Genomic DNA, 9,133 nt, shown 5'->3' on the forward strand with positions numbered 1-9,133 from the left:
TTAAGCTAACATCTCGAATAGTAAACGCTTGCAGAGAATTGTTAATTAATAATGCTTCGAGGACTCAACCTCATTGTTTGCATACTAAAAACCAAAGAATTAATGACTAATGAACCAATGTATTAATTCATTTCTTTCTTTAGAAACTTCCCTGTAAAGCTATCCTTACAACTTGCCAGGCCTTCCGGTGTTCCTGTAAAGACTATCTTTCCGCCACCAGAACCGCCTTCCGGACCTAAGTCAATAACATGGTCTGCCACTTTAATTACATCCAGATTGTGTTCTATAATTAAAACCGTATTTCCTTTATCTACCAGAAGATTGATAACTCCCAGTAGCACATGGATATCTTCGAAATGTAGTCCCGTCGTAGGTTCATCCAGAATATAAAAAGTATTTCCTGTATCTTTTTTTGAAAGTTCGGTCGCCAGTTTTACACGCTGTGCTTCACCTCCTGATAAAGTTGTGGAAGCTTGCCCTAAAGTGATATATCCTAAACCCACATCTTTTAATGTCTTAATTTTACGATATATAGAAGGAATGTTCTCGAAGAAGTTTACCGCATCCTCGATACTCATATCCAAAACATCACTAATAGATTTTCCACGATAGCGAACTTCTAAAGTTTCCCGGTTATAGCGTTTTCCACTACAAGATTCGCAAGGTACCTGAACATCTGGTAAAAAGTTCATTTCAATCACTTTCATTCCAGCTCCCTGGCAAGTTTCGCATCTTCCACCCTTAACGTTGAAAGAAAAACGCCCGGGCTTATAACCTCTGATCTGTGATTCTGGCAAGGCAACAAAAAGATTCCTGATATCAGAAAACACACCTGTATATGTCGATGGATTTGAACGTGGTGTTCTGCCTATAGGGCTTTGATCTATCTCGATAACTTTATCAATATGCGCTAAACCTTCCACAGATTTGTAAGGCATGGCTTGTTTTTTGGCTCTAAAGAAGTGTTTATTTAATATCGGATATAAAGTTTCTCCGATCAGCGTTGATTTTCCACTGCCAGAAACTCCGGTAACACAGATCAATTTTCCTAAAGGAAAGTCGACGCTTACATTTTTCAGGTTATTGCCTGTTGCACCTTTTAACGATAAGACTTTGCCATTACCTGCTCTCCTTTTTTCGGGAATATCTATACCTTTTTCTCCATTCAGATAAGAAGCCGTAAGTGTATGTTTTTGCAAAATTTCTTTTGGCGTACCTTCAGCAACAACTTTCCCTCCATTTACGCCAGCAGAAGGTCCCATATCTATTACATAGTCGGCTTCCAGAATCATGTCTTTATCATGTTCTACCACCAAAACCGTGTTACTTAAGTCACGTAAATCTTTTAAGGCTTTTATTAGTCTGTCGTTATCACGCTGGTGAAGGCCTATAGAAGGCTCGTCTAAAATATACATGACATTCATCAGCTGCGAACCAATTTGTGTTGCCAGACGAATACGTTGTGCTTCCCCTCCCGATAACGTTCTTGCCGTCCTGTCTAAAGTAAGATACTCCAGTCCTACATCCAATAAGAAACTTATTCTGGAGCGAATTTCCTTAATAATCTCCTTAGCGATGATGTTTTGTCTTTCGTTCAGTCTATCCTCTATTTGATCAAACCAATGGTATAATTTTTTGATATCCATTGATGCCAATTCAAAAATATTTTTATGATCGACTTTAAAATGGAGAGATTCTTTTTTCAATCTTGCCCCTTCACATACCGGACAAGTTTTGGTTATCCGATAGCCTTCCAGATCCATCGTTTCACCTTTTTTTTCATTCTGTTCCTCCAGAAGCTTTATAATACCATCAAATTCAATTTGATAGTTTTCTACGTTCCATTTATTGTAAGCAACAGGAACCGTCACCAATTCATCTGTACCATGCAATAAAATGTTCAGAGCTTCCTCGCTCAACTTTTCTATAGGTTGAGAAAGTGAAAAACTATATTTTTTAGAAAGTGCTTTAATAACCTGGAAGATCCAGTTTTCGCGATATTCTCCAAGAGGAGCCAAAGCCCCGTTAAGGATGCTCAGCTTTCTATTCGGAATAACCGATTCCACGTCTATATCAAATACATATCCTAAACCATCACACTCGGGGCAGGCTCCGTAGGGTGAATTAAAAGAAAACGTATTCGGTTGTGGCTCATCATAAGAAATACCGGTTGTTGGACACATGAGGTATTTAGAGAAATGATAAACATTGTTTTCTTTATCGGATATTTTTATGATACCCTTGGCTGTTTTAAGTGCATCCTGAACAGATGAATAGATACGCTTTTTATCATCCTGACTAACAATCAGTCTGTCTACAACAATTTCTATATCGTGGATTTTATATCTGTCCACCTGCATTTTTGGAGTAACATCAACAATCTCTCCATCTACACGAACTTTTAGATATCCTTGCTTTCTAATTTGCTCGAAAAGTTCCCTGTAATGTCCCTTTCTCCCTTTAACAACCGGAGCTAAAATGTTGATAGGTTTACCGTCAAACTGATCCAGGATTTTGCTCAGGATTTGATCTTCGGACATTTTCACCATCAACTCGCCTGTGTTGTACGAATAAGCATCTGCGACACGGGCAAAGAGTAAGCGCATGAAATCGTATATTTCGGTGATGGTACCAACCGTAGATCTTGGGTTTTTAGAAGTAGTTTTCTGCTCGATGGCAATAACCGGGCTTAAACCGGAAATTTTGTCGACATCTGGTCTTTCCATACCTCCCATAAACTGGCGGGAGTAGGCAGAGAATGTTTCCATATACCGGCGTTGCCCCTCGGCATAAATTGTATCGAAAGCTAAAGAAGATTTTCCCGAACCACTAAGTCCTGTGATAACCACCAGTTGGTTTCTGGGAAATGACACATCTATATTCTTTAAATTATGGACTCTCGCACCGTATACCTCTACATCTTTTTGCTCGCCCAGATCGATTGGTTTCTTACTCATAAAAAGCTTTCTGCCTTATAAAGGCTATCGTTTTCTTAAACAAAGTGCAAAATTAGCAAAAAAAGGCCTTACGATTTCATGCAATGCATTGATTTTATGTCATCTTATCTTTACTTATGAAATACTAATCATTTCGCAGTTTCGTAAATATGCTTCATCTATATCCGCACCAATACCGGGTACGTCGTCAATATCTAAAAAGTATCCTTCATATCTGGCTCCTCCAATAACCGGATCTTCCAAATGTCCAATTAAACAAGTGTCCATATCGTAATATTTTATATTTGGATTTGCATATGCAAAGTGGAGTTTCGCACTTAGGGCAAGTCTGGTTTCTAACATTCCACCTATCATACAAGGTACATTGGCCTGTTCGGTTATATCATGAATACGGATGGCTTCGGCTAATCCTCCAGATTTTACCAATTTGATATTAATACAATCGCAAGCCCCGGTCGCAATCAGCCTTCTGGCATCATGATGATTATAACAGCTTTCATCAGCCATAATTTTTATTGATGTTCGTTTCCTGAGTTCTGGTAGCAAATCATCATTCCATGAACGCATAGGTTGTTCACAAAACTGGATATCATAGGGCTCCATATTATTCAAAGCAAATACTGCATCTTCAAATCCCCAACCTTGGTTGGCATCCAATCGAAGAATCATAGCATTACCTACCGCTTCTCTTATTTTTGCGATGCGTTCGATATCCTGCTTTGCGTCTTTTCCTAATTTAATTTTTAAGCATTTAGCTCCATTGCTCTGAAACTCCAGCGCTTTATTAACCATTTCCTCAGCACTGGCAATACCAATGGTTATATCAGTCTCTATTGATTTTTTCTCGCCTCCAAGATACTTATACAAAGGCATATTTGCCGATTTTGCATTCAGATCGTAAAGTGCCATATCAAATGCACTTTTGATAGTTGTATTACCTGCTATTGCCTGATTTAGTTCCTGCATCCTTGAATTTATATCGGATGCATTTTTTCCTTTCCATAATTTGGCAAAATCTTTAGCTACCGTAATACACGTATCCTGTGTTTCTCCTACTATGAACGGAAAAGCCGAACACTCGCCAACTCCGTAAATCCCTGCATCAGTATATAAACGAATGTAAACGTTCTGTGCATAATCCATTGTTCCGGTAGCAATGGCAAAAGGCTCCATTTTGATGCTCAGCCTATAAATTTCGGTATGTGTAATCTTCATGTATGAATAAATAGAACAAGAGTGTTTTTACAGCACAAGATACTAAATAGCAGATTATTCCAGATTGTATTTTTTGATATATTGATTCCCTAACTCATCAAAAGTATGCGCATTATTAACAGAAAAAAGCCGATAACTATCAAACAATTGATTTTACCGGCTTTTTTGTTTCTGCTTTAAGGCAAAACAATTTATGTGAAGTTTTTTTAAAACTTATATCCTAAAGTTGTTATAAACTGGCGTGGCGCAATTGGATTTACGCTGTAGTTCTCATGGACGTAATAGTTAAACTCATTGGTAATGTTAGATACTTTTGCAAGAATACTGATCTTTTTGAATGTATATCCTGCAGAGAAATCAAAAGTTGTGAAACCATTTAAAGGAATTAATCTGTCTGTTGCTCCATTCTTTGTATTGTTCCAACCGGCATTACGTTTACCTGTATAAAAAGCTGACGCACCTAACTTCAATCCTTTAGCTTTTCCATCCTGAAAGGTATAGAAAACGGTACCATTTCCGGTATGTTTTGTGGTACCAACCAGCCTCACGCCTTCAACAGATCCTGTTGTTTCTAATGTTTTAGTATAGCGCATAAAGTTGTAAGCATAACCTGCCATAAAGTTTAAACCTTTAACAATATTTCCTGTTAAGTCCAGTTCTATACCATCACTGGCTGTTTTGCCTGTAAACTCTTTCATATTTGCATCCGGAATACTACCATCTGCTATAGCAATAGCCTGAGCGAAACGGTTATTCTCTATTCTATACCAGGTTAAATTTGCAGAGAACCTACCTCCAAAAAAGTCATTTTTGATCCCCGCTTCGTACTGGTCTATAATAGATGGCCCCATTGGAGCAAAATTAGTATCATAACCAGAATTCGAAGTGAAGTTGTTTGAATAGCTCACATACACACTTGTATTGGTAAGTGGTTGATAAATCAATCCGAATTTCGGGGAGAAAGCTTTGTCTACTTTAGCACCTAAAGGTCTCTTATCTTCGGTTAAGTTTTGCTTAATTGTGGTCTCGTTGGTAGAATAGTCATAAATCTCACTTTCCGGGGTTCTTTGGTATGTCCAGCGAATACCTGCCAAGACTTTAAATTTGTCGGTTAAAGCAACCATATCCTGAACAAAAACGCCATATCTATATATTGGTGTATTTGTTCTTGTTGAATAAGCTGTCTCGGGCATATCCGTTCTTAAACTATATTTACCGAAATCAAACACATTAATTTTATCATAAGCAGCTCCCCCTACAATATTAAAAGTGTAAGCATCTGTATTTGATTGATCTGCATCTGCGCCAACCAGAACAGTATGTTTGATTTTCCCTGTTAAAAGGCTTCCTGTCAGGTTTATTTGTTCATTGAATGTATATTCATTTGTTTCAGAACGATTAAGGTTTCTTGGCGCATCACCATCTTTATTAGCTTGAATACGCTCGGCACCGAAATAATTTCTATCATAAGATTGTAAACCTGCCGCAACATTTAATTTCCAAATGTCATTAAATTTATGGTTTACATTTAATTGGGTAGTTACCTGGTCCGTTTTATTATATGCCCAAGGAGTATTAATAAAAGTGTTTCGCCCTACAGACTTATTAATTTTACCATCAACAGAACCTATTCCAAAGTCTGGAGTATAATCACTTTTCAAATAATCTCCTTGTAATAAAACTTCTGTTTTAGTTCCTATATTATATAGTAAAGATGGGTTAACGTAAATTCTGTTTGTAGTTACATTATTTCTAAAACTACCTGCATCTTCGTAAGTACCGATAACCCTAAATGCTAAATCTTTGGAGATTGGTCCATAAACATCAACTGTCGGTTTGTAAAAATCGTAACTCCCTGTTCTGAAAGAAACTTCACCTCCGTTTGTAAACTTAGGCTTTTTAGTTACCATATTTACTACCGCACCGCCAGTAACACCGCCGTATAATAAAGCTGCACTACCTTTTAGCACTTCTACAGATTCTAATGTACTTGCTTCCGGCAAAGTTCCGGTATTGGTTCTCATCCCGTTCTTAAAAATATTATTGGTTCCCAGGCTATATCCTCTGGCATAAAAATTCTCGGTTACGGCACCCCTCATTGCACCAAGAGCAACGCCATTCACGTTTTTCATCACATCGCTTAAGCGATTCATTTGCTGATCCTGAATGGCCTGAGTGCCTATAATCTGAATACTTTGAGGTAAATCTTTTGCACTTATTCCACTTTTGCCAACTTCCGTAGCTTTATCGTTTATTGTATTATATGACGTTACTGTTACCTGACTAAGCTCAGATATATGATCTACAGATTTAAAACTTATACTGTTATTTTTATCTGCTTTTACAGAAACAGTTTTTTCCTGCGGTTTAGTCCCTAACGCTTTTAGAATTAAGGTATATGTACCTGGTTCTAATCCGTCTATACTAAAATTGCCTCTTGTGTCAACCGGAATGCTTTTGTTTAATTCTTTGAGTATTATCGTTGCTGTAGAAACAGGTGCCCCATCTTTCCCTGTGACGCTACCGGATAAAGAGCCTTTAGGACTTTGAGCCAGGAGACTCAGACTTATCAATTGGGTAATTAAAACCAAACTAAGCTTTATATTCATTGTTATTATTTATAATTAATCTAAATCGATGCAAATGTAAAAAACATTTAAACTTATTTAGATTTATTTTAAATAAACTCAACAAAAAAGCGAGCAGGGTTCCTGCTCGCTTTTTAACTTAGTTTGGCTGATAAGCCATTAGCTTTCTTGGCTGGCTAATCTTATAACCATACTTGGTGGGATTCTCTATTACTTCCTTCATAGAAACTAAACTGTAAACGTAAATTCCCGTTTCTCTATTCAGTTTTAAGTGGAAGTAATTATCTTCTTTTTGGCTGTAAATAGATTTTTTCAAACTTCCCTCACCAACGTTATAAGCCGCCGCTACCAGTGTCCAGCTATTAAATATGCTGTACAAATCTCTTAAATACTTTGCCGCAGCAACGGTAGCCAGGCGTACATTATGCCTTTGATCTACCTCTGAATTCACTTTCAAACCATACATCCTTGCTGTTTGCGGCATAAACTGCCAGACTCCAGAAGCCCCTTTTTTGGAAGTAAGTCCATGACGAAACTCTGTTTCTACCAGCGGAATATACTTGAAGTCTTCGGGAATACCATATTCTGCAAGAATAGGCTCAATAATAGGAAAAAACTGATGGGCTCTGTAATGCAATTTCAGCGTTTGCCGTTTTGAAAAAGAATTTGCCCTCAAGGCTCTTTTCAATTTGCGCTCAATTTTTTCATCACCTAAAGGAACAATCTCATCTGCAAAACTGAATAAGCTTTCTTCCTTTTTTGGAACATCCTCTACTTTAACTTCTGTAACAACATTACCTGTTCTTACATGGTCTGTAGAGTAACTGTAACCTAACATTTTTATGCCTAAACAAACTATCAACATCAGGCCACAAGTAACTACGCTTTTTTTAATCATAATTCTTGTTTTAACACCATTTAGCCAAAAAAGTTCGCAAACATAACAAATATTTATCAGATAATCAAATAGTTACAAAAACACCCCGTTTAAACTACCTTAAAACCACTTTTTTTAAACGTAAAAATCTGGCCTTAAAAATCAAACAATGGTAGATTTTCTATACCTTTGCAGATTACAAATTTCATTTAAAAATTTTAAGATGCCATTCGATAGAAATAGGAAAAGTCGCGACGACAAGTCCGGTAATATGGGCAAGAAATCGTTCAGAAAAGAAAACTCTGACAAGCCATACAGAGGAAGAAATAATGACTTTGAAAGAGACAGTAATTTTTCTGAAAAAAGAAGAAGTTTTGATGATAAGCCAAAATCATTCAAACCCAAAAAAGAAGGCTCATTTGGCAACAAGAGAGCGTATGGGAATGAAAGTACCAATTTTGGCGAAGAGAAAAAATGGGAACCGAGAAAATACAATCAAGATTCCAGGAATCCGGACAGGGATAAACCTTACAGACATGGAGATGGTGGTTTTAAGAAAACAGCCAGAAAATCTTACGAGGCCCGTGATAGATCTTTTGAAAAATCCGACGAGGAAAGAGGACAAAAAAATCAACAAGTTAGATTAAGATCCCGTAAAAATGCGAACAGCAATGCTCCGGCACCTACGGAATCGGACTCCATTAGACTAAACAGATATATTGCAAATTCGGGAATATGCTCCAGAAGAAAAGCCGATGATTTAATTACTGCCGGCTTAATTACCGTGAATGATGTTGTTGTTTCGGAATTGGGTGCAAAAGTAAATCCGGCTACAGATAAAGTTAAGTATAATGGGGAAATACTGAAAAGGGAAAAAATGGTTTACGTATTATTGAATAAACCAAAAGACTTTATTACAACAACCGAAGATCCTCAGGAAAGGAAAACCGTAATGGAATTGGTAAAAAATGCCACTACCGAAAGGATTTACCCTGTAGGACGTTTAGACCGGAATACTACTGGATTATTGCTGTTAACTAATGACGGCGATTTAGCTGAAAAGTTATCTCACCCAAGAAATAATGTGACTAAAATCTACAACGTAGAGCTAAATAAAAACCTTACTCAGGGAGATTTCAATAAAATTGCTTTTGGTGTCGAACTGGAAGATGGTTTTATAAAACCCGATGCTGTTAGCTATGTAGCTGGAGGATCAAAAAGAGAGATTGGAATCCAGATTCATAGCGGTAAGAACAGAATTGTCAGAAGAATTTTTGAGAGTCTCGGCTATGAAGTCGACAAACTTGACCGCGTTATCTACGCTAATCTTACCAAAAAAGATCTGCCACGAGGAAAATGGAGATTCTTGAATGAACACGAAATCATTCAATTAAAACACTTCATAAAATAAAAAAATATCATCATTAAAAAAAGCGACTTTATATATAATGTCGCTTTTTTTTTTTTAAAATTTTTAAGTGTAGTAATTATTAAAA

Annotated in this window: 5 protein-coding genes; 1 reads left to right on the top strand and 4 read right to left on the bottom strand. The window is 37.0% G+C overall.

The annotated features are described in order from the left end of the window. Positions 1–122: 122 nt before the first annotated feature. From uvrA to ABWO41_RS11975, 4 genes are all read right to left on the bottom strand, one after another. A complete protein-coding gene (gene uvrA / locus ABWO41_RS11960; RefSeq protein ID WP_353138047.1) occupies positions 123–2,957 on the bottom strand; it encodes an excinuclease ABC subunit UvrA in 2,835 nt (944 codons plus the stop codon). Positions 2,958–3,071: 114 nt separating this feature from the next. Then, positions 3,072–4,172 (bottom strand): mandelate racemase/muconate lactonizing enzyme family protein, encoded by a 1,101-nt coding sequence (locus ABWO41_RS11965; RefSeq protein ID WP_353138050.1) that lies wholly within the window; start codon positions 4,170–4,172, stop codon positions 3,072–3,074. A 206-nt stretch (positions 4,173–4,378) separates the two neighbouring features. Next, on the bottom strand, positions 4,379–6,781 hold the full coding sequence (locus ABWO41_RS11970) for a TonB-dependent siderophore receptor (protein ID WP_353138053.1): 2,403 nt from the start codon (positions 6,779–6,781) through the stop codon (positions 4,379–4,381). A 118-nt stretch (positions 6,782–6,899) separates the two neighbouring features. Continuing rightward, the gene (locus ABWO41_RS11975; RefSeq protein ID WP_353138056.1) at positions 6,900–7,658 is read right to left on the bottom strand and encodes a lytic transglycosylase domain-containing protein; all 759 of its coding nucleotides are present in this window, start codon (positions 7,656–7,658) and stop codon (positions 6,900–6,902) included. A 202-nt stretch (positions 7,659–7,860) separates the two neighbouring features. On the opposite strand from ABWO41_RS11975, the gene ABWO41_RS11980 reads away from it, so the two are divergent. Further along, positions 7,861–9,048, top strand: a complete 1,188-nt coding sequence (locus ABWO41_RS11980) for a pseudouridine synthase (protein WP_353138059.1) — start codon at positions 7,861–7,863, stop codon at positions 9,046–9,048. The last annotated feature ends 85 nt before the right edge of the window (positions 9,049–9,133 follow it).

The sequence above is a fragment of the Pseudopedobacter sp. genome, from assembly GCF_040392825.1.
GTDB lineage: Bacteria > Bacteroidota > Bacteroidia > Sphingobacteriales > Sphingobacteriaceae > Pseudopedobacter.